General features: G+C 62.5%; 22 protein-coding genes. 12 read left to right on the top strand and 10 right to left on the bottom strand.

The window, feature by feature from the left end:
* Positions 1 to 121: 121 nt before the first annotated feature.
* The 8 genes from ACODTY_RS00215 (at position 122) to ACODTY_RS00180 (ending at position 7,629) form a co-directional block, all read left to right on the top strand.
* A complete protein-coding gene (locus ACODTY_RS00215; protein ID WP_488992286.1) occupies positions 122 to 1,285 on the top strand; it encodes a transporter substrate-binding domain-containing protein in 1,164 nt (387 codons plus the stop codon).
* Positions 1,282 to 1,926 (top strand): ANTAR domain-containing response regulator, encoded by a 645-nt coding sequence (locus ACODTY_RS00210; RefSeq protein ID WP_488992285.1) that lies wholly within the window; start codon positions 1,282 to 1,284, stop codon positions 1,924 to 1,926. Before ACODTY_RS00215 ends, ACODTY_RS00210 begins: the two co-directional genes overlap by 4 nt.
* A gap of 16 nt (positions 1,927 to 1,942) precedes the next feature.
* Positions 1,943 to 3,172: an urea ABC transporter substrate-binding protein gene (locus ACODTY_RS00205; RefSeq protein ID WP_488992284.1), complete on the top strand. Its 1,230-nt coding sequence runs from the start codon at positions 1,943 to 1,945 to the stop codon at positions 3,170 to 3,172.
* 78 nt (positions 3,173 to 3,250) lie between these two features.
* Positions 3,251 to 4,123 carry an ABC transporter permease subunit gene (locus ACODTY_RS00200; protein ID WP_488992283.1) on the top strand — a complete coding sequence of 291 codons (873 nt, stop codon included), beginning with the start codon at positions 3,251 to 3,253 and terminating at the stop codon, positions 4,121 to 4,123.
* Positions 4,124 to 4,129: 6 nt separating this feature from the next.
* Positions 4,130 to 5,188, top strand: a complete 1,059-nt coding sequence (locus tag ACODTY_RS00195) for a branched-chain amino acid ABC transporter permease (RefSeq protein ID WP_488992282.1) — start codon at positions 4,130 to 4,132, stop codon at positions 5,186 to 5,188.
* Between the two features lie 2 nt (positions 5,189 to 5,190).
* On the top strand, positions 5,191 to 5,907 hold the full coding sequence (locus tag ACODTY_RS00190) for an ABC transporter ATP-binding protein (protein WP_488992281.1): 717 nt from the start codon (positions 5,191 to 5,193) through the stop codon (positions 5,905 to 5,907).
* The gene (gene urtE / locus ACODTY_RS00185) at positions 5,900 to 6,610 is read left to right on the top strand and encodes an urea ABC transporter ATP-binding subunit UrtE (protein WP_488992280.1); all 711 of its coding nucleotides are present in this window, start codon (positions 5,900 to 5,902) and stop codon (positions 6,608 to 6,610) included. Before ACODTY_RS00190 ends, urtE begins: the two co-directional genes overlap by 8 nt.
* 29 nt (positions 6,611 to 6,639) lie before the next feature.
* The gene (locus ACODTY_RS00180) at positions 6,640 to 7,629 is read left to right on the top strand and encodes an acetamidase/formamidase family protein (RefSeq protein WP_488992279.1); all 990 of its coding nucleotides are present in this window, start codon (positions 6,640 to 6,642) and stop codon (positions 7,627 to 7,629) included.
* Positions 7,630 to 7,700: 71 nt separating this feature from the next.
* On the opposite strand, the gene leuB is transcribed toward ACODTY_RS00180, so the two are convergent.
* The 4 genes from leuB to ACODTY_RS00160 all read right to left on the bottom strand — a co-directional run bounded on the left by leuB (position 7,701) and on the right by ACODTY_RS00160 (position 10,730).
* Positions 7,701 to 8,804: a 3-isopropylmalate dehydrogenase gene (gene leuB / locus ACODTY_RS00175; protein WP_488992278.1), complete on the bottom strand. Its 1,104-nt coding sequence runs from the start codon at positions 8,802 to 8,804 to the stop codon at positions 7,701 to 7,703.
* Positions 8,805 to 8,930: 126 nt separating this feature from the next.
* Positions 8,931 to 9,434 carry a nucleoside deaminase gene (locus ACODTY_RS00170; protein ID WP_488992277.1) on the bottom strand — a complete coding sequence of 168 codons (504 nt, stop codon included), beginning with the start codon at positions 9,432 to 9,434 and terminating at the stop codon, positions 8,931 to 8,933.
* A 22-nt stretch (positions 9,435 to 9,456) separates the two neighbouring features.
* A complete protein-coding gene (locus ACODTY_RS00165; RefSeq protein ID WP_488992276.1) occupies positions 9,457 to 9,852 on the bottom strand; it encodes a RidA family protein in 396 nt (131 codons plus the stop codon).
* Positions 9,853 to 9,887: 35 nt separating this feature from the next.
* A complete protein-coding gene (locus tag ACODTY_RS00160) occupies positions 9,888 to 10,730 on the bottom strand; it encodes an Ivy family c-type lysozyme inhibitor (protein WP_488992275.1) in 843 nt (280 codons plus the stop codon).
* 207 nt (positions 10,731 to 10,937) lie between these two features.
* Between ACODTY_RS00160 and ade the strand changes: the two genes are divergently transcribed.
* Complete coding sequence (gene ade / locus ACODTY_RS00155) at positions 10,938 to 12,638, top strand: adenine deaminase (protein ID WP_488992274.1); 1,701 nt, start codon at positions 10,938 to 10,940, stop codon at positions 12,636 to 12,638.
* A 67-nt stretch (positions 12,639 to 12,705) separates the two neighbouring features.
* Here the strand turns inward: ade and leuD are convergent, their stop codons facing one another.
* The 3 genes from leuD to ACODTY_RS00140 form a co-directional block, all read right to left on the bottom strand.
* Positions 12,706 to 13,311 (bottom strand): 3-isopropylmalate dehydratase small subunit, encoded by a 606-nt coding sequence (leuD, locus tag ACODTY_RS00150; RefSeq protein ID WP_488992273.1) that lies wholly within the window; start codon positions 13,309 to 13,311, stop codon positions 12,706 to 12,708.
* Positions 13,312 to 13,355: 44 nt separating this feature from the next.
* On the bottom strand, positions 13,356 to 13,481 hold the full coding sequence (locus tag ACODTY_RS00145) for a hypothetical protein (protein ID WP_488992272.1): 126 nt from the start codon (positions 13,479 to 13,481) through the stop codon (positions 13,356 to 13,358).
* A gap of 87 nt (positions 13,482 to 13,568) precedes the next feature.
* Positions 13,569 to 14,045 (bottom strand): glyoxalase superfamily protein, encoded by a 477-nt coding sequence (locus tag ACODTY_RS00140; RefSeq protein ID WP_488992271.1) that lies wholly within the window; start codon positions 14,043 to 14,045, stop codon positions 13,569 to 13,571.
* A 1,121-nt stretch (positions 14,046 to 15,166) separates the two neighbouring features.
* Between ACODTY_RS00140 and ACODTY_RS00135 the strand changes: the two genes are divergently transcribed.
* From ACODTY_RS00135 to msrB, 3 genes are all read left to right on the top strand, one after another.
* Positions 15,167 to 15,613: a GNAT family N-acetyltransferase gene (locus ACODTY_RS00135; RefSeq protein ID WP_488992270.1), complete on the top strand. Its 447-nt coding sequence runs from the start codon at positions 15,167 to 15,169 to the stop codon at positions 15,611 to 15,613.
* Between the two features lie 9 nt (positions 15,614 to 15,622).
* Entirely contained in the window at positions 15,623 to 16,813 is a 1,191-nt protein-coding gene (locus tag ACODTY_RS00130; protein ID WP_488992269.1) for a vWA domain-containing protein, read from the top strand.
* Between the two features lie 84 nt (positions 16,814 to 16,897).
* The gene (msrB, locus tag ACODTY_RS00125; protein ID WP_488992268.1) at positions 16,898 to 17,299 is read left to right on the top strand and encodes a peptide-methionine (R)-S-oxide reductase MsrB; all 402 of its coding nucleotides are present in this window, start codon (positions 16,898 to 16,900) and stop codon (positions 17,297 to 17,299) included.
* Positions 17,300 to 17,359: 60 nt separating this feature from the next.
* Here the strand turns inward: msrB and ACODTY_RS00120 are convergent, their stop codons facing one another.
* The 3 genes from ACODTY_RS00120 to rnk are packed head-to-tail and all read right to left on the bottom strand — an operon-like array spanning position 17,360 to position 19,630.
* Positions 17,360 to 18,613, bottom strand: a complete 1,254-nt coding sequence (locus ACODTY_RS00120) for a D-amino acid dehydrogenase (RefSeq protein WP_488992267.1) — start codon at positions 18,611 to 18,613, stop codon at positions 17,360 to 17,362.
* A 21-nt stretch (positions 18,614 to 18,634) separates the two neighbouring features.
* Positions 18,635 to 19,195, bottom strand: coding sequence for a GreA/GreB family elongation factor (locus tag ACODTY_RS00115; protein ID WP_488992266.1), 561 nt, complete (start codon positions 19,193 to 19,195; stop codon positions 18,635 to 18,637).
* A gap of 15 nt (positions 19,196 to 19,210) precedes the next feature.
* The gene (gene rnk, locus ACODTY_RS00110; protein ID WP_488992265.1) at positions 19,211 to 19,630 is read right to left on the bottom strand and encodes a nucleoside diphosphate kinase regulator; all 420 of its coding nucleotides are present in this window, start codon (positions 19,628 to 19,630) and stop codon (positions 19,211 to 19,213) included.
* Positions 19,631 to 19,779: the final 149 nt, after the last annotated feature.

Below are 19,779 nucleotides of genomic sequence, written 5' to 3'. Positions count from 1 at the left end.
ATTCAACTATTGTCGTGCGCTGGGCAGATGAGCCCGAGCGGCGCAAAATTTGCATGACATATTGATGGCAAGAGTGCCCACAGTGCCAACTGTCGGGCACCTTTTTGCTTTGAGGGAGGTCATGGCAAAAGCGCAATACAAGATCGGCGTGCTGTTTTCGCAAAGCGGACCTTACGGGGCGGTATCGCGCTCCATGTACAACGGCGCGATGCTCGCATTCGATGAAATCCGGGCATCCTCGGATTATCCGTTTGCAATCGTACCCGTCGTTGCCGATCCGGCCGGCTCCTTCGAGCAATATGCCAATTCCAGCCTTGGCCTTCTCACCGAACACGGCGTGCGCCATGTCGTCGGCTGCTACACCTCGTCCAGCCGCAAGGACGTCATTCCGCTTTTCGAGAAATATGACGCGCTGCTTTGGTACCCGTCCCACTATGAGGGTTTCGAAAGCTCCTCGAATGTCGTCTACACCGGTGCGGCGCCCAACCAGCACATCATTCCGCTGATCGAGTTCCTGCTCGCCAACATGGGTAAGCGCGCCTACTGCATCGGCTCCAACTACATCTGGGCGTGGGAAAACAACCGCATCCTGCGCGAAGCGCTGTCGGCAGCCGGCGGAACCGTGATGGCCGAGCGCTACACCGCCGTCGGCGACACCGATTTGTCGAAGACCATTGCCGCGATCCTCGAGGCGAAGCCGGATTTCATCTTCAACACGCTCATCGGAACGAGCGCCTACCGCTTCTTCCAGGGCTTCCGGGCTGCCTGCAGGCAACGCGGCATCGACCAGCCGGCGGAAATGCCGGTGTTGAGCTGCAGTCTCTCCGAGCCCGAGCTGGGCGAGATCGGGGCTGAGGCGATGGACGGCCACATCTCCTCCAGTGTCTATTTCTCCTCCATCGAGACGCCCGCCAACCGCCGCTTTACCGCAGCCTATCGCGAACGGTGGCCGGACAGTTCGGCCGCGTCGGCGGATGCGGAAGCCTCCTACGTCGCGGTCAAGATGCTGGCTGCGGCAATCGCCGCCGCAGGCTCCGACGATGTCGAGGCGGTGCGCAAGGCGCTTCCCAGCCTGACGGTCGATGCACCGCAGGGGACCGTCAAGATCGATGGGCCGACCAACCATGCGTTCCTGACGCCGCGCATCGGCAAGTCGAATTCGGCCGGCCAGTTCGAAATCCTGTGGGAGGCGGGCCATCCCGTCCAGCCCGATCCCTATCTGGTCAAGACAACGCCGCGCTACGCGATCCGCAACAGCTTGCCGAAGCTGAGGGCGGTCAAATGAGCGAACCGCGCATCATCCAGAACTTCATCGGCTACCGCGCCACCATCGCCACCGAGCAGCCGGGCGCGGTCGAGCAGCTTCAGGACATGCTGGCCAAGCTCGGCGTCTCGTTCTGCATGGCCGAGATGACCGACGGGAAGCTGCAGATGGATGCGGGCGAGAAAGATGTTTTGTTCATCGATTCGGACCTCAACGTCGCGGTCGAGACGGGCGCGCTGGAACCGAGCCGATGCCTGCCTGTCATCGGCATCATCGGTGTCGAAGCGCCGAGCCGGCTGCGCTCGCTGATGCAGCTTGGAGCCACCGCCACGCTGCGCAAACCGGTCCATCGCGCGGCGGTCTATTCGGCGCTCTTCGTCGGCATCAACGAATTTCGCCGCCGCCGCTACCTCGCCGACCGTGTCGACGAGCACGAGCGCCGGCGGCTGATGCGAAAGAGCCTCGTCCAGGCAGTCCTGATCGTAATGAAGCGCACCGGCTCAGACTACGCCGCCGCCTACGACCAGTTGCGCCGCGAAAGCATGCGCTCGCGCCAGAGCCTCGAGGATTTCTGCGAAACGTTCATCCAGGCCAACGGTCCCGAATTGGATGAACCCCAAACACCCATCGGGACAAACAGGACCTACGCCAAAAAACACTAACCGGAGGAGAATCGAAATGACTGTAAGATGGTTACAGGCAGGGACGCTTGCGTGCGCCTTTGCCCTATCTGGCACGGCCTTTGCGGCCGATCCGATCAAGATCGGCGTGCTTGAAGACCAGTCGGGCGACTTTGCCGCCGCGACGATCGGCAAGGTCCACGCCATCGAACTGGCCACCGAGGAGATCAACAAGGCCGGCGGCATTGCCGGACGCCAGATCGAACTGGTCGTCTACGACACCCAGTCCGACAACAACCGCTACCAGGAGTTCATGCGCCGCGTGCTCCAGCGCGACAAGGTCGACGTGGTGTTCGCCGGCTTCTCGTCGGCATCGCGCGAAGCCTATCGCCCGATCGTCAACCAGTTCGACGGCCTCGCCTTCTACAACAACCAGTATGAAGGCGGCGTCTGCGACGCCAACATGATCGTCACCGGCGCGGTGCCCGAGCAGCAGTTCTCCACCCTCATCCCGTGGATGATGGAGAAATACGGCAAGAAGGTCTACACCATCGCCGCCGACTACAATTTCGGCCAGATCTCGGCTGAGTGGGTGCGCAACATCGTCAAGGAAAACGGCGGTGAAATGGTGGGCGAGGAGTTCATCCCGCTCGGCGTCTCGCAGTTCTCGCAGACGATCCAGAACATCCAGACCGCCAAGCCGGGATTTGTCGTCACGCTTCTCGTCGGCGCAGCCCAGGCTTCCTATTACGAGCAGGCCGCGTCGGCCAATCTCGGCCTGCCGATGGCGTCCTCGGTCAATGTCGGCCAGGGCTACGAGCACAAGCGCTTCACCCCGCCGTCGCTTGCCGACATGTACGTGACCACCAACTACATCGAGGAAGTCGACACGCCTGCCAGCAAGGCGTTCCTGGAGAAGTTCCACGCCAAGTATCCGAACGAGCCTTACGTGAACCAGGAAGCGGCGAACTCCTACATCGGCATCAACCTCTACAAGCAGATGGTCGAGCGCGCTAACGGCTCCACCAAGCGCGACGACCTGCGCAAGGTGATTGCAGAGGGCGATGTCTGCTTCGACGGTCCGTCCGGCAATGTCTGCCTCGATCCGAAGAGCCAGCACATGTCGCACACGATCTATCTCGCCCATGTCAACAAGGACCATTCGATCGACTTCCCGAAGGTCTGGGACAACATCAAGCCATACTGGCTGGGCGATGCAGGCTGCGACCTGACCAAGGCCGATCCGGACGCACAGTACACGCCGTCCAACCCTCCGCCTAAGCAGTAACCATCGACAACGAAAAGGGCGGGCGCGATCCGTCGCGCCCGCCCGCACGCCTGCCAGTTCGCCCGATCGGAGCGCCTTATGGATTTTGTGACAACAATCGTCTCGTCGGCCTATCAATTCGGCGACGCGTTCGCGTTTCTGGTCCTTTCCGCCTGCGGCCTCGCCGTCATTTTCGGCATGATGGGCGTCATCAACCTCGCCCATGGCGAGTTCATCATGTGCGGCGCCTACATGACCGTGTTCGCGGTCAACTGGGGTCTGCCCTTGCCGCTGGCCATCATCTGCGGCAGCCTCTTCGCCGGCCTTGTCGGCATGATCATCGAGCGCCTCGTCGTGCGCCGGCTCTACTCGCGCCCGCTCGATTCCATCCTCGCGACATGGGGCGTCAGCCTCATCGCCTCGCAAGGCACGCTCATCCTTTTCGGCCCCACCATGCGCGGCGTCGGCACCCCGCTCGGCAGCTTCATGGTCGGCGCGCTGTCGTTTTCCTACTATCGCCTCGTCCTGATGGCGACGGCGCTTGCGGTGCTGGTGCTGCTCTATCTCGTCTTCAACAAGACGCGCTTCGGCGTGCTGGCGCGCGCCACCATCCAGGCGCCCCACATGGCGAATGCGCTCGGCGTCGACACCAACCGCATCTATGCCTTCACCTTCGGCATCGGCGCTGCCCTTGCCGGCCTCACCGGCGGCATCTATGCGCCGACCATGACGATGATCCCGACCATGGGCACCACCTTCATCATGGAGGCCTTCGTCACCGTGGTCGTCGGCGGAGCCGACGTGTTCCTCGGCACCGCGCCTGCCGCAGCCTTACTTGCGGTGGTCAAGGCTTCGCTCACCTCCTGGCAGGGGCAACTGGCCGGCCAGATCGGCCTTCTCCTTGCCGTCATCCTCGTCATCCGCCTGCTGCCGAAAGGCATTACGGGCTTCATCCTGAAAGATCGGGCCTAAGCAACAATGACATTGTCACGGATCTTCAAGCGGCTGGAAGGGCCGCAGACCATGGGCAAGGGGCCCGTGTTCTGGTCGGCTTTCGCGGTCGTCTTGGCGGTAGCGCTCGCCTATCCGCTGTTTGCCGACGGCTATGATGTCGGGAACAACATCTACTTCCTCAACTGGACCTTCATGGCGCTCGGGCTGAGCCTCATCTGGGGCTATGGCGGCTCGCTGTCGTTCGGCCAGACGGCCTTCTTCGGCGTCGCCGGCTACAGCTACGGCATCCTCACCATCAATTTCGGCACCGCCTACGGCTTCGGCGTCATCTCGGTGTTCGCCGCCATCGCCATCGCCGCGCTGTTTGCCGCCGTGCTCGGCTACTTCCTGTTCTTCGGGCGCATCAGCGGCATCTTCCTCGGCATCGTCACGCTGTCGGTGACACTGGCGCTCGAACGCTTCATGGCCCAGACGGCCGGCCCGGAATGGACGGTCGGCGCGGCGCGCCTCAACGGCTTCAACGGCATGAGCGGCATGCCGCCGCTGACCTTGCCTTGGTTCGGCGGCGAGATTGTTCTCTACCCCGACATCGGCCTCTACTACCTCGTGCTCGGCCTCCTGGTCGTCGTCTATCTCGGCCTGCGCATCCTGGTGAATTCCAAGTTCGGCAACATCCTCGTGGCGCTGCGCGAGAACCCGCAGCGCGCCGAAATGCTCGGCTACGACATCCGCAAGTATCAACTCGGCGGTTTCGTCATCGGCGCTGCGCTCGCCGGTCTCAGCGGCGTGCTCTACACAAGCTGGGGCCAGTACATCACGCCGTCCTCGATGGGCATCACGGCTGCCGCCCTGCCCATCATCTGGGTCGCGGTCGGCGGCAGGTCGGATATCACCGCCACGCTGATCGGCACGCTGGTCGTGCTCTCGGCCTTCCAGGCGCTCACCATCTACGGCAGCCAGTACGCGCTTGTGGTGATGGGGCTGCTGCTCGTCTTCACCGTTCTTCTGGCCCCCAAGGGCCTGATCGCCAATGCCGGCATCCTGCTCAGCTCCCTGTTTGGCCGCAAGAACGGGGGCAAGTGATCATGGCGATGTTGCAAACCCATAACCTCAACAAGCACTTCGGCGGCCTGCACGTCACCGCCGATGTCAGCTTCGCGCTCGAGCCGGGCAAGATCCATTGCCTCATCGGCCCCAATGGCGCCGGCAAGAGCACCTTCTTTCGCCTGCTTCTGGGCGAGCACCAGCCGTCGAGCGGCACCATCGTCTTCGACGGCAAGGACATCACCCGGCTGAAGCCGTTCCAGCGCATCAACCAGGGCATGAGCGTCAAGTTCCAGGTGCCGGGCATCTTCGGGGCGCTCAGCGCCCAGCAGAACCTGCAGATCGCCCTGCAGCACCGGCTGGCATCCTTCGACCTCGATGCCGAAGTCGAAAGGCTGCTGGAATTCCTGCAACTCAAGGACGTCGCCGACCAGCTGGCCGGCAATCTCAGCCACGGCCTCAAGCAGTGGCTGGAGATCGGCATGGCGATTTCGCTGAAGCCGAAGCTCCTGCTGCTCGATGAACCAACCGCCGGCATGTCGCCGGAAGAGACCTTCATGACCGGCGAGATCGTCAAGCAACTGAACTCCGAAGGCATGACGGTGCTTGCCGTCGAGCACGACATGGCCTTCGTGCGCCAGGTGGCGGACCGCGTCTCCGTGCTGCATTTCGGGCGCATCTTCGCCGAAGGCACCATTGACGAGATTGTTGCCGACGAGCGTGTCGCCGCCATCTATCTGGGGCAGAGCCATGACTGACACCTTGCTCGACATCAAAGGGCTTCGGGCCGGCTATGGCGGCAAGCCGGTGCTGCAAGGCATCGACCTCAGCGTCTCGAAGGGCGAGATCGTTGCCGTCATCGGGCGCAACGGGGTCGGCAAATCGACCTTGATGAAGACCCTGATCGGCCTCGTCGAGAGCATGGCCGGAACGATACGCTTCGGCTCGACCGAACTGACCGGCTTGACGCCGTTTCGCCGCGCGCGGCTCGGCATCGGCTATGTCCCGCAAGGGCGTGACGTGTTTCCGCGCATGTCGGTGAAGGAAAACCTGCAGGTCGGCGAATCCATGCGCGATCGCATCTCCGCCGATGTCTACGAGCGCATCTACAGCCTGTTCCCGATTCTCAAGGAAAGGGCCGGCCAGCAGGCCGGAACCATGTCCGGCGGCCAGCAACAGCAGCTCGCCATCGGGCGCGTCCTTGTCGGCTCGCCGCAGCTCCTGCTGCTCGACGAACCGTCCGAAGGCATCCAGCCGTCCATCGTCCAGGACATCGGCCGCATCATCAAGCAGCTCAACCGGGAAAGCGGCATGACGATCATGTTCGTCGAGCAGAACCTCGACATGATCAAGGCGCTCGCCCAGCGCTGCTACGTCATGGACAAGGGGCGCATCGTCGCGCACGTGACCCCGCAGGAGCTCGAGGACCGCGACACCATCAGGAAGCACTTGGCCGTATAGCCGGCCAAGACCAACAAGGAGAGAACCAGATGTCCTGGCTTCAGAATTCGATCATGGCCAAGCGCGCCGTGGCCAAGGGAAAGGTCACGAGCACCCACAGCATGACGGAGGCCGATCAAGGCAAGTATCACTACGTCTACGGGCCCTATGTCGAGCCGGTGCTTCGGGTCGATCCGGGCGCGGAGGTTTCGGTCGAAACCCATGACGCCTTCGAAGGCGCCATCAAGAGCGAATCCGACATTCCAAGCCAGATCCTCAACTTCCCCTACCTGAACCCGCAGAACGGCCCGATCTACGTCAACGGCGCGGAAAAGGGCGATTGCCTCGCCGTCTACATCAAGGAAGTCCGTCCGCGCGGCCCGCAGCCTTCCGGCACCACTTGCCTCATTCCCGAATTCGGCGGCCTCGTCGGCACCGGCGACACGGCCATTCTCAACGCGCCGCTGCCGGAAAGGGTCAAGAAGGTCCACATCGACGCCGTCAAGGGCGTGACCTGGAACGACAAGATCACCATTCCCTATGAGCCGTTTATCGGCACCATCGGCACGTCGCCTGAAATCGAGGCCATTTCGGCGCTGCAGCCCGACTATTACGGCGGCAACATGGACCTGCCCGATGTCGCTCCCGGCGCGGTGGTCTACCTCCCCGTCAATACGCCGGGCGCCTTGCTCTACCTTGGCGACTGCCATGCGAACCAGGGCGACGGCGAGCTTTGCGGCGTCGCCATCGAGCATCCCACGGTCACGACGGTTCAGGTCGACCTGATCAAGAACTGGAACTTCAAATGGGTGCGGCTGGAAAACGAAAAGGTCATCATGACCATCGGTTCCGGCCGGCCGATGGAAGATGCCGCGCGCATCGCCTATCGCGAACTGGTTCGCTGGATGGCCGCCGACTACAAGTTCACCGAGCTTGATGCCTACATGCTGTTGACGCAGGTCGGGCGCGCCCGGCTGGGCAACATGGTGGACCCGAAATACACCATCGGCGCGTCGATCCTGAAGTCCTACCTGGTGTAATTTTCCCGCTCAAACGACAACGCCGGCTGCCATGGCAGCCGGCGTTTGCGCATCTATCAGCTCGATGGATGTTAGGCGAAAAACTTCGCGATGATGGCGTCACCCATCGCGGTCGTGCCGACCTCGGTCATGCCTTCGGACATGATGTCGCCGGTGCGCAGGCCATCGTCGAGCACGGCTGCGATGGCCGCCTCAAGGCGGTCTGCCTCGGCCACCATATTGAAGGAATAGCGCAGGCACATGGCAAAAGACGCGATCATGGCGATCGGGTTGGCGATGCCCTTGCCGGCGATGTCCGGCGCGGAGCCATGCACCGGTTCGTAGAGCGCCTTGCGCTTGCCGGTCTTAGCGTCAGGGGCGCCCAGCGAAGCGGAAGGCAGCATGCCCAGCGAACCGGTCAGCATCGCCGCCACGTCCGAAAGCATGTCGCCGAACAGGTTGTCGGTGACGATGACGTCGAACTGCTTTGGCCACCGCACGAGCTGCATGCCGCCGGCATCCGCCAGCATGTGCGAGAGCTGGACGTCGGCATATTTCGCCTTGTGCGTCTGGGCGACCACTTCCTTCCACAGCACGCCCGACTTCATGACGTTGTTCTTTTCCATCGAGCAGACCTTGTTGGCGCGGGTGCGCGCCAGCTCGAAGGCGACGCCTGAAATGCGCTCGATCTCGAAGGTGTCGTAGACCTGCGTGTCGATGGCGCGCTTCTGGCCGTTGCCGAGATCGATGATCTGCTTCGGCTCGCCGAAATAGACGCCGCCGGTCAGCTCGCGCACGATCAGGATATCGAGGCCTTCGACCACGTCCTGCTTCAGCGAGGAAGAGGCGGCGAGCGCGGGATAGCAGATGGCCGGGCGCAGGTTAGCGAACAGCTCGAGGTCCTTGCGAAGTCGCAGGAGGCCGGCCTCGGGGCGAACCTCGTAAGGCACGCCATCCCATTTCGGTCCGCCGACGGCGCCGAACAACACGGCGTCGGCTGCCAGCGCCTTGGCCATGTCGGCATCGGAGATTGCCTGGCCATGCGCGTCATAGGCCGAGCCGCCGACAAGGCCCTCGTCGGTGGCAAAGCCGCTGCCCAGCTTGGCGTTCATCGCCGCGATCAGTTTCTTGACCTCGGCCATCGCCTCGGGGCCAATGCCGTCACCGGCAAGCAGGAAGAGATTTTTCGAAGTCATGGAGAACCGTCCCGAAAGTTGCTTGAACAGAAGTCACTGAACCGGGGCCTTGCTAAACGCCAAGCTGGCCTTGCGCAAGGGGAAGCCGTTCAGCGACGCGCGAGGATTGGCGAACCGCCAGGGGGGTCAATCGGTCCGGTCTTGATGATGCGGAAAGTGCAAAAGGAACTCGGGACGGTCGCGCCATTCGGTGAGGACGGCCACGGCTTCTTCCGCCATCAATTGTGTCGCCGGCATTGCGCGCTCGCGAACCGGCCGGTTCAACTCCTCGCACAGGAAGCGGCTGTCCGGATAGGGCGCGATTTGCGCTGACTGCTCCAGCGAGGCGGCATAGAACATGCGCTTGATGCCGGCGTAGTACATGGCCGACACGCATAACGGGCAGGGTTCGCAGCTGGTGTAGAGTTCGCAATCGGACAGGTCGAGGCTTTCGAGCTTGCGGCAGGCGTCGCGAATGGCCATGACTTCGCCATGGGCGGTCGGGTCGAAATCCTGAAGCGCCCGGTTCCAGCCTTCGCCGACGATCTCGCCGTTCCTGACGATAACAGCCGCGAAAGCCGCCGCGTTTTCTTGGCGCATTCTTTCCCTGCTGAGATCGATCGTGCGCTGCATGATTTCGTGATGTGTCACGATCCCTCCTTCAAGGCCCTGCTTAGGTCTTGCCGCTCGCTGTGCGCCTCAGCGCCGTTACCTCGATCTCGATCTTCATTTCCGGCGTGTTGAGGCCGCAGGTGATCATGGTTGCAGCCGGCCTTATGTCGCCGAAATATGCGCCGAGGATCGGAAAGACGCGGTCCACATAGGCCGCATCGGTGATGTAGTAATGCGCCCGCACCACATCCGCGAGTTCGAAGCCGCCCTCCGCCAACGCCTTGACGATCGTCTCGAGGCAGTTGCGCGTCTGCTCCTCGACCGTCTCGGGCATCGTCATGGTGGCGTAGTCGTAGCCGGTCGTGCCGGAGACGAAGCACCAGTCGCCCTGCACCACGGCGCGCGAATAGCCGGCTGTCTTTTCGAACGGCGAGCCGGTGGTAATCAGTTTGCGCATGACGTGTTCCTCTTCAAGCAGTGGTTGCCCGCGGCCTATTGCGGCGGCGCGAGCGCCGTCTTCATCGCTTCGCGCAATTCGCCGGGCCATGTCTTCAGCGCCGGCCATGCGTCCGGCTGGGCCTTGTCGCTCTGGCGGGCAAAATAGAGTTTCTTGCCCTTGGTATCGATCGCCATGAAGCCGTCGCCGCCACCGCAGGCATGGGGGATGCAGCCGCGCGCGTAGGCGATGCCGGATTTCGTCTTTTCGGTGCCGCCGCCAACCAGCAGGCTGGTCGCCATCTCTGTCAGGCCGTCGCCGAGCAGTTTCTTCGCCTCGCCGTAAACCGCCTCGTTGTGGAAGGCGTCGATGATGTTGTCGAACTTGGCCGGATCGACGTCGCCCCAGCCGGTGCCCGGATCGGGCGTGTAGCTCAGCTTTCCAGCCAGCGCGAAGCCGGTCTGCGGCGACCATTTCTTCAAATCGCCCGAAGCGCCCGGCAGCAGCCACGGCACGAAATAGATCGCCTCGTCGCTGACGCCGGCAGGCGGTGCGCCGCAATCGTCCTCGCCGATGCTGGCCCGCTGGACATCCTGCCCTTCCGGCTTCCACACCATAACCTTGGCCGGGCCGCAGGCATTGCCGCCATCGCCGGTGTCGAACAGCGCGACATCGGTGCCGCCGACCTTCACGATGCCGTTGAAATAAACAAAGTAGGCCTTGGCCAATTCCTTGCCGTCGAAGGACAGCGTCTTTTCTCCGTACTCTTCCGTCTGGGTGATCGTCAGCGTCCCGCCGGCAAACGGCACCGGCGCGGGTTTTTCTTCCTGCGCCAGCGCGCTGCCACAGGCCATCACCGCAATCGCTGTTGCGGCAATCGTCGTTCTCCAGAATTTCATGGCGAGCTCTCCCGTTGCGGCGTTTCCGTCTCAAGCGTCGCGGCAAGTTAGGCAAGGCCACGGCGCAAGTCCACCGTGCAACGAAGCTTCCGCGAAGTCATCGATCTGTCACCGCTGGTGGCTTGCAACGGCCCCTGTTCTGGTATGGATTGCGGCAATGACGGAAGGGCGCAATCTGGCGCGCGCCTTCGACGGAGCAGGACAGGCATGAGCAGTTTGCTGGAACGGATGATCGACCAGGGCGTCGGGCGCGAGCCTGCCGACCTCGTGCTCAAGAACGGGCGTTTCTTCGATCTGGTCACCGGCGAACTGGTCGAAAGCGACATCGCCATTTGCGGCGAGCGCATCGTCGGCACCTGCGGCAGCTATAGCGGCGCAAAGGAAATCGACATTTCCGGCCGGATCGTCGTGCCTGGCTTCATCGACACGCATCTCCACATCGAATCCTCGCTGGTCACGCCGCATGAGTTCGACCGCTGCGTGCTGCCGCGCGGCGTCACCACCGCGATCTGCGATCCGCACGAAATCGCCAATGTGCTGGGCCTCCAGGGCATCCGCTTCTTCCTCGACAGCGTCGTCGAAACGGTGATGGACATCCGCGTCCAGCTGTCGAGCTGCGTGCCGGCGACGCATCTCGAAACCTCCGGCGCCGAACTCACCGTCGATGACCTTCTCCCGCTCGCCTCGCACCCCAAGGTGATCGGCCTTGCCGAGTTCATGAACTTTCCGGGCGTGCTGGCCAAGGACCCTGTCTGCATGGCCAAGCTCGAAGCCTTCCAGGGTCGCCACATCGACGGCCATGCACCGCTTTTGCGCGGCTATGACCTCAACGGCTATCTCGCCGCCGAAATCCGCACCGACCACGAAACCACGACCGCCGAAGAAGCGCTGGAAAAACTGCGCAAGGGCATGCACATCCTCGTGCGCGAAGGCTCGGTGTCGAAGGACCTTGCCGCGCTGATGCCGATCATCACCGAGCGCAACTCGCCCTTCATTGCGCTCTGCACCGACGACCGCAATCCGCTCGACATCGCCGACCACGGCCATCTCGACCACATGATCCGCACCGCGATTGCCGCCGGCGTCGAGCCGCTCGCCATCTACCGCGCCGCCTCGATCTCGGCTGCGCGCGCCTTCGGGCTGAAGGATCGCGGCCTCGTCGCGCCGGGCTGGCGGGCCGATCTCGTCGTCCTCGACACGCTGGCGGACTGCCGCGCCGAGACGGTGCTGTCAGGCGGCCGCGTTGTTTCCGACGCGCTGTTTTCCAAGCGCCAACCGGTCGCGCCGGTCGGCCGCCACAGCGTCAAGGCCAGGCGCGTCGCCGCCGCCGATTTCCGCGCCTCATCCAACAGCGGCAAGACGCGCGCCATCGGCATCATCCCCGGCAAGATCATCACCGAAAGCCTGGAGTTCGACCTTGCCGTCGGCAATCACGGCGTCGAGGTCGATCTTGCCCGCGACGTGGTCAAGATCGCGGTGGTCGAGCGCCACGGCAAGAACGGCAACATCGCCACCGGCTTCGTGCACGGCTTCGGCCTCAAGCATGGCGCAATCGCCTCGACCGTCAGCCATGACAGCCACAACATCTGCGTGGTCGGCACCTCGGATGAAGACATCGCGGCGGCGGCCAACCGGCTTGGCGAAATCGAAGGCGGCTTCGTCGTGGTACGCGACGGCAAGGTGCTGGCCGAGCTTGCCTTGCCGATCGCCGGGCTGATGAGCCTTGCCGACTATGAAACGGTGCGCGACGAGCTAAGGGTGCTGCGTCAGGCCGCCTACGGTCTCGGCTCGACGCTGGAAGAGCCGTTCCTGCAACTCGCCTTCATTGCGCTGCCGGTGATCCCGCATCTGAAGATCACCGACAAGGGCATGGTCGATGTCGACCGCTTCGAGATTATTGGTACCTGAACCGCACTAACTCTTGGTTTTGCGCAATTCCGGACGGAAAACCGGATTCCACTTTTCCTGGAATTGCTCAGGCCCAGGGGCGGGATGCAGCGTTCTTCTTCTCGAAGCTGGCGATCGAGCCGGCCTTTTCCATGGTCAACCCGATATCGTCGAGGCCGTTCAAGAGGCAGTGGCGCTTGAAGTCGTCGAGGTCGAACTTGACCACGCCGCCGTCCGGACCGCGGATTTCCTTTGCTTCCAGATCGACCGAGATGGTGGCGTTGGCGCCGCGCGAAGCGTCGTCCATCAGCTTGTCGAGGTCCTCGGCGCTGACGGTGATCGGCAGGATGCCGTTCTTGAAGCAGTTATTGTAAAAAATGTCGGCGAACGAGGTCGAGATCACGCAACGGATGCCGAAGTCGAGCAGCGCCCACGGCGCATGCTCGCGGCTCGAGCCGCAGCCGAAATTGTCGCCGGCAACGAGGATCTGGGCGTTGCGGTAGGCCGGCTTGTTGAGCACGAAATCGGGGTTTTCCGAACCGTCCTCGTTGAAGCGCATTTCGGCGAACAGGCCCTTGCCAAGCCCGGTGCGCTTGATCGTCTTCAGATAGTCCTTGGGAATGATCATGTCGGTATCGACATTGACGATTGCCAAGGGCGCCGCGACGCCGGTGAGCTTGGTGAACTTGTCCATGGCTTGTGCCCGTGTTTTCGTTGCGGAAATTGCTGAGCCACGCTTTACACAAACGCGGCGGCAAAGAAAAGGCGGCCGTTGCCGGCCGCCTCCATGAACAGCGCGCAGTCCGCCTTGGTGTCTGAATCAAAAAGCGTCAGGCTGCGGCGAAAGTGGCGAATTTCGAGCATCGGAGCGGAGTGGACATTCAGTCCATGAGCACCGAAGCGCAGAAATGAGCCATTTGCAGCCCGGCATGGCACTTTTGGATCAGGCACTCAGGCCCGCTTCAGTTCCATCACCCCGGTTTCGGTGCCGGTCAGCCGGCGCGAACGGCCGTCAGCGCCCACCACCATCTGCACGCGCCGCCTTTCAGCGGTGAACAGCTGAGACGTCGCCGCGTTGACCGGCGGGTTGAAGGCGACGGTCACGCGCCACAAGTCCGGCTTGATGGTCTCCTCAAGCCCGATGATGCGGCCACGCGCATCGCGGCCATTGAAGGTGCCGGCAACCTTGTCGCCGACAGCAAACGGGGTCGTCCCGTTCGGTTCGGCGGCGGCGGGTTGTGCGGCCAGCGTGTTCCAGTCGCGCACGCCGTTCTGCTTCGCCACCAGTTCCAGCGCCTTGGCGTGGGTGACAGCGATGCCGTCTTCGGCAAGCGCCGCGCGCAACCGCTTGGCAGCCGCCTTGTAGCTCTGCGCGGCATCCATGGTGTGGTTGATTTGATTATCGTGTGTGGTTCGACCAATGGTCATGGTTTCGCTCCTTGCGATCAGTGAACGGCAGTCTTCGAACGGGTGTCCGCATTGCCGTTTCGGCCGTCACATCGACAGGGAAACGAATTGATCAGGGAAGCTTCACCAGGCCTCGAGAGGCTGCGGACGGCAGGGGCTTCCCGCCCTTGTGGGGCTCAGATAGGCATTGCGGGTTGAAACGTCAATCTCGCCTCATCCGGCGCACTGCCCGTCGCCTCACCGAAGGCGTAAGCAATGGCACCAAGGCCGATGCCTTCCTCTACGTTTCGTCATCCCGGAATTATCTTTCGAGTGGAGCGAAGTCGGATGGGGTTGAACGCAAACGCTGACGTCTTCCTCTCCCCGTTTACGGGGAGAGGGTAAGGGTGAGGGGCAGCGCAGACGTCGCTGAACGTGGATCGAACTCGGGCTAATCTCCGCCCAACCCCTTGTTCCCACTCGCCTCTCACAAAAACATTTGCCCCACTTATCCACTCACTCTCCGTCTCCCCCATACTCAGTCCCATCGCCCTTGCGGGAGACCTGGTGCGCACCGGGTATCAGGGAAGGGCGTCGGTGCCGGATTGGTCGCATGACGGTGTGCGGCTGGGTGATGAGCCCCCAAGTCCGGGCCTTGATCGGGGCCTTCGGCGTGAGTGCTGCCCCCGGTGAGGCAAGACCACCGGACGGGCGGCCGCAAGGCCGCACTACTTACTAAACGAGCGACCGAACGGCCGCCCGTCCTCCCGACCTCATCAGAGGTCAGTTCTTTGACAATGGCCAGACGGTTTTAGCCGGGCGTGGCAATGAACAAGCATATCCATCTCTTCGTCATCCTAGGGCGGAGCAGGCCGAAGGCCGTTGCGGAGACCCTAGGATCCATGCCGTGACCAAACGGCAGCGCGCAAAAGGTGCAAAAGAAGGCTCCCCATTCTGAGCTGCCCCACATCCTCAATCCTCACGGCATGGATCCTCGGGTCGCGCCTTTCGCTGCGCTCAGGTTTGCCCGAGGATGACGAAGAAAAGAAAGCGCTCGTGGCGAGGAAGAAGTGCCCCGGCCCAACCACAAGACGCCCCTGCACCATCGCCATGCAGGCAACCATTCGCTAACTTCCAAGGCTTGCAAAAGGGAGCAGACAGACATGGCCGAGATCACCATCCGCCCGCTCGAGCAATCCGATCATGCCGATTGGCGTCGGCTATGGACCGACTACCTCACCTTCTACGAAACCAAACTGCCGGAGGAGGTCTACGCCAAGACCTGGGAGCGCCTGTTCGCGCCGGGCGAGTTCGAGCCCAAGGGCTTCATAGCGCTGCTCGATGGCAAGGCCGTCGGCTTGACGCACTATCTCTACCATCGCTCCGGCTGGTCACTGGTCAACAACTGCTATTTGCAGGACCTTTTCTCCGATTCCACGGCGCGCGGCAAAGGCGTCGGTGCGGCGCTCATCGAAGCGGTGCGCCAGCAAGCGGCGAAGGCCGGCGTCACCAATGTCTACTGGATGACGCATGAAACCAACGCCACCGCCCGCCGCCTCTACGACCATGTGGCAAGAAGGACGGGTTTCATCGAGTACGATCTGCTGTAAAACGCCATAATGTTCATTCCCTTCTTCCTCGAGTTGAAAGCCGCCAAGGTCCCCGTTTCGCTGAGGGAATATCTTTCGCTGCTGGAAGGGCTGGAGGCAGGGCTCGTCGATTACGACGTGGAGGGCTTTTACTATCTCGCCCGCTCGGCGCTGGTAAAGGACGAGCGCCACATCGACCGCTTCGATCGGGTGTTTGCTCATGCCTTCAAGGGTATCGAGGCGCTGTCCGGCGAAACGCCGGTGGACGTAGCGGAAATTCCGGAAGAATGGCTGCGCAAGCTGGCCGAAAAGCATCTCACCGACGATGAGAAGAAGCTGATCGAGGCAATGGGCGGCTTCGACAAGCTGATGGAAACGCTAAGGCAGCGGCTTGAGGAACAGAAGGAGCGCCATCAGGGCGGTTCCAAATGGATCGCCACCGCCGGCACCTCGCCTTTCGGGGCCTATGGCTACAATCCGGAGGGCGTGCGCATCGGCCAGGACGGCAGCCGCCACCGTCGTGCGGTCAAGGTGTGGGACAAGCGCGAGTTCCGCAATTTCGACGACAGCGTCGAGCTTGGCACACGCAACATCAAGGTGGCTTTGAAGCGGCTGCGCCGCTGGGTGCGCGATGGCGCGGAAGAGGAATTCGATCTTTCCGGCACCATCCACGCCACTGCAGAGCACGGCTATCTCGACGTCAAGACCCGGCCGGAACGGCGCAATGCAGTCAAGCTCCTGATGTTCTTCGATGTCGGCGGCTCGATGGACGACCACATCAAGACCGTCGAGGAGCTGTTTTCCGCGGCGCGGGCGGAATTTCGCCAGCTCGAATATTTCTACTTCCACAATTGCCTCTATGAAGGCGTGTGGAAGGACAATCGCCGCCGGCGCGCGGAAACCATTTCCACCTTCGACCTGATCCGCAAATATGGTCCCGACTACAAGGTGGTTTTCGTCGGCGACGCCTCTATGAGCCCGTATGAGATCGTTCAGCCCGGCGGTTCGGTCGAGCACTGGAACGAGGAATCGGGTGCCGCCTGGCTCTCCCGGGTGCTTGCCCATTGGCCGAATGCGATCTGGCTCAACCCCACGTCGGAGAAACACTGGGCCTATACGCATTCGATCGGCCTGATGCGCGACATTTTCGGCAGCCGGATGTTTCCGCTCACGCTTGCAGGTCTTGAATCCGCGACGCGGGAATTGTCGCGCAAGCACTGAACGTGCTGGGCAGCGGCGTAACGAATGCCTATCTTTGCACGAAGAGACGGCTGGAACTTTTAGCCGCGAAGGCAGGAGACCGACATGGAAAGCCACACCTATCCCGTGACCCGCACCGACGCCGAATGGCGCGCCCGCCTCACCCCCGAACAATATGTGGTTATGCGCAACCATGGCACCGAGCGGCCCGGCAGCTGCGCGCTGCTGCACGAGCATCGGTCAGGCGCTTTCACCTGCGCCGGCTGCGATACCAAGCTGTTTGAATCGACGCTCAAGTTCGAGAGCGGGACCGGCTGGCCGAGCTTCAACGACCCGGTGCCGGGATCGGTCGAGACCACGACCGATCGCAGCTACGGCATGGTCCGCACCGAGGTGCACTGCGCCACCTGCGGCAGCCATCTCGGCCACGTCTTCCCGGACGGCCCGCCGCCGACGGGATTGCGCTACTGCATCAATGGCGTGGCGCTGAACTTCCAGCCGGCGTGAGGAGAGCATCGGACCGAAAAGTCGATGCCGGTCTTCGGGCTGCTCCGATGCTCAAACAGGTCAGGCGTAGCGGCTGGGGCCGAGCTCGCTTGTGTCGATATCCGCCTTACGACCGGACATGATGTCGGCAAGCACCTTGGCCGAACCGCAGGCCATGGTCCAGCCGAGCGTTCCGTGTCCGGTGTTCAGGAAGAGGTTGTCGAATTTGGACTTGCCGATGATCGGCGGTCCATCCGGCGTCATCGGACGCAAGCCGGTCCAGAACGTCGCCGCCTTGACGTCGCCGGCGCCGGGGAAAAGATCGGACACGGAGTGTTCGAGCGTCTTGCGACGGCCTTCATGCAGCCTCAGGTCATAACCCGAGATTTCAGCTGTGCCACCGACGCGGATGCGGTCGCCAAGCCGGGTAATGGCCACCTTGTAGGTTTCGTCCATGACGGTCGAGATGGGTGCCGCGTCCGCTTTGACGATGGGTACGGTGATCGAATAGCCCTTGACCGGATAGACCGGGATCGACTGGCCGATCTTGCGCATCCAGATCGGCGAATAGGAGCCCATCGCCATGACATAGGCGTCAGCGGTGCGATTGCCGGCGCTGGTGGCAATCCCGGTGACGCGGCCATTCTCGACCGAGATGCCGTTGAGCGTCACGCCGAATTCGAACTTGACGCCGCCGGCGGTGGCGATCTCCGCCAGCCTTGTGGTGAACATCTGGCAGTCGCCGGTTTCGTCGCCAGGCAGTCTGAGGCCGCCGACGAACTTGCCACGCACGGCGCCAAGCCCCGGTTCGGCGGCAATGCAGCCATCGGGATCGAGAACTTCGAACGGCACGCCGTACTGCTTGAGGATCTCGACGTCGCCGCTGATGCCGTCGAGCTGCTTTTGCGTGCGGAACAGTTGCAAGGTGCCCTTGGTGCGCTCGTCATAGGCGATATTGGTGGTGGAACGCAGCGCCTTCAGCGTGTCGCGGCTGTACTCGGCAATCGGCACCATGCGCGCCTTGTTACGGGCATAGCGCGCTTCCGTACAGTTCCTCAGCATGCGGATCAGCCAAGACCACATATGCGGATCGAGGGCCGGGCGCACCACCAGCGGACCGTATTTCATCAGCAGCCATTTGACCGCCTTGACCGGAACGCCAGGTCCCGCCCATGGCGAGGAATAGCCGGGCGAAACTTCGCCCGCATTGGCAAAGCTGGTCTCAAGCGCCGGGCCCTGCTGGCGGTCGATCACCGTCACCTCGTGACCGGCTTCGGCCAGAAAATAGGCAGTTGTGACGCCAATCACGCCACCGCCCAGCACCAGTACTTTCATTTCATGCTCCTTGGTCCCCTGTCAGGCCGCGGATGGGCCGGGGTCGTCATCATATGGCCCTCTCTGCCGGATTTCGGTCCTTTCGCCAAGAGGTATGACATTAGCTGGAGCACTGTGGACCAGCCGCAGCACCGGACGGCGGGTCGGTGCAGTCGTCGTAGCCGTGTGGCGTTTCGGGGCGAACTGCCGCCGCGCCGCCTCGGGCTGGTAGAGCACCTTTTCGAGCAGGATCAATTCGGTTTCGCCGGTCGAGCGTTCGATCAGCGTCGATTGCCCTTCGGCAAGGCCCAGCAACGCAAGCCCGCGCATGGTGGTAATCGGGAGCCCGACCCCAACCATGTCGCGAACGTCGCTCTGCACCAGCGTGCGCACGTCTTCCTTGCCGCCATTGATGCGGAACATAACCCGGCTGTTGATCGTGGCGATGTTGGCTTCGACCAAATCGACCTGAACAACGCTGGCATTGGCCACCTTGCATTTCAACAAAGGCAGGATTGCTTCGCCCGATGCTATGCGCCTTTCCAGCATGACTTCCAGAATGGAGAAGTCCTTGCTGGTCAGCCGGCAGGTTACATGAGCCATCTCACTCTCCCGAAGTCACGACTGTGCGTCGGGCGAGGGCGGCTCGACCTCGGCGATGTCGAGGACGCGTTCCTTGCCGTCGCGCGTCTTCCAGACAACGGACTGGCCGGCGGCAAGGCCGATCAAGGCTGTACCGAGCGGGGTGAGGATGGAGATCTTGTTTTCCGCGATATCGGCCTGTCCGGGATAGACGAGCGTGATCCGCCTGGTGTCCTCGCCGCCATTGCGGAAGGTAACGGTGGAGCCCATGCGCACCACGCCGGCCGGCATGGCGTCGGCGCTGGCGACGGTCGCGCGATCCATTTCCGACAACAGTTCGTCCGCCATGTCGGGCAGGCGGTCGAGCGCGGAGCGCGCAAGGCTGCTCAGCCGGTCATGGTCGACGGCGCTGACGATGATGTCGAGTTGCTCACGATGCCTGGTTGCTTCGCGCATGTGATTGAACCTTTTTTGAAATTGGCAGAGCGGGTTTTACGGGCGCACTGCCGGTCGCCCAGTCGCATGGTTGTCGGATATGTGGTCTCGGCTAATGCCATGCGCTGCTTCAAAAGCTTGAAGCGACGGTTGCGTGCTGAACAAGCGCA

Source organism: Mesorhizobium sp. FG116 (genome assembly GCF_057809835.1).
Note: the sequence above shows the minus strand (reverse complement) of the source record. Positions and strands in the feature narration are given on the sequence as shown.